Below are 1089 nucleotides of genomic sequence, written 5' to 3' on the forward strand. Positions count from 1 at the left end.
GAAAAACGAGTATTTTTAGTCATCCTGTTTACCTCTTTCTCAGGAAGTTTAGTCTCCAGGATTCCCGGGGCGGTTCAACTTTGTGTAATGCAGGTGTCTATTGAAAATAATTCTTTTCGTGGGCATCTGTTGTATAAAATAAAAAATTATCGTAAGTACTCTATCTGCGATGTCTTGTGAAAATTATCCTGTCTGGCAACAATCGCGTCCATCTGTATTAATGGACGCGAACGATGAACTCTCAAACAACACTAGATATCACCGGCTTTCGCACTTATTTGCCAGAATCATTACGTCTCAGATTCGACGAGCAACTATCTGTCCGGGCTATCGCACAGCAGTTAAGACTCAGTTATTCCCCCATTCACAATCTCTTTCAACGAATTAACGCCTCAGGTATTGTCTGACCATGACCCGAGTCCCTTTCATTCGCCCAACCGATACCATACTTTATGCCAACAGAAAGAATGAATGAACCGCGCCTAAAATCAGCGAGGACACATGGCACAAAGTGCGACATGTCTCACATTTAACCCCAGTGGGGGCAACAAGTATAAAACCGTTTTTTGATTAAGTGGTCGAATATGAAAAGGGGAAGGTTTATGTGAAAAATACCTGTGTTTTCTTTGAAAACACACAACAGTATCAGGTTATTTATGTTTATACAGTGCGTTCCAAACTGACCTGAATAATTACGCAAGTTGCAACAATAAAACATTTTTGCCGTAGTGTGAGGTACTCCGGTAAATTGCTTTCCAGGTGCAGACAATGACTAACGAAGAACTACAGGCAATCGCATTATCCATGCTTGAGCGCCAGCGCGAAAAAGTACACCAGCAACGAGAGTCTTTGCTTAACCCATCTCCATTCACCAGGCCAAAACGATTGGAGCTTGAAGCATTCTTGGACAAATACCCACGGCGGCTTAAATCAGGCAAAACCAGACCACCAGGCTGATAGCTCACAGTTTGTTCTCCGATTCAATAAAACGGATAAGAACCATCAGCGCGGTAGTGGATTTGCCCCTATATTTCCAGACATCTGTTATCACTTAACCCATTACAAGCCCGCTGCCGCAGATATTCCCGT

At 43.0% G+C, this 1089-nt stretch carries 2 protein-coding genes and 1 pseudogene; all 3 read left to right on the forward strand.

Annotation, left to right across the window (positions count from 1 at the left end; genetic code table 11):
• A partial coding sequence (locus tag ABZJ92_RS21945; protein WP_214282313.1) for a hypothetical protein occupies positions 1–180 on the forward strand: 180 nt, incomplete at its 5' end.
• A gap of 53 nt (positions 181–233) precedes the next feature.
• Positions 234–472: pseudogene (locus ABZJ92_RS21950) on the forward strand (IS66-like element accessory protein TnpA); the annotation flags it as partial.
• 296 nt (positions 473–768) lie between these two features.
• On the forward strand, positions 769–957 hold the full coding sequence (locus tag ABZJ92_RS21955; RefSeq protein ID WP_000180465.1) for a hypothetical protein: 189 nt from the start codon (positions 769–771) through the stop codon (positions 955–957).
• Positions 958–1089 lie beyond the last annotated feature (132 nt).

Source organism: Shigella sp. FJ200513, from assembly GCF_040495915.1.
Classification (GTDB): domain Bacteria; phylum Pseudomonadota; class Gammaproteobacteria; order Enterobacterales; family Enterobacteriaceae; genus ECMA0423.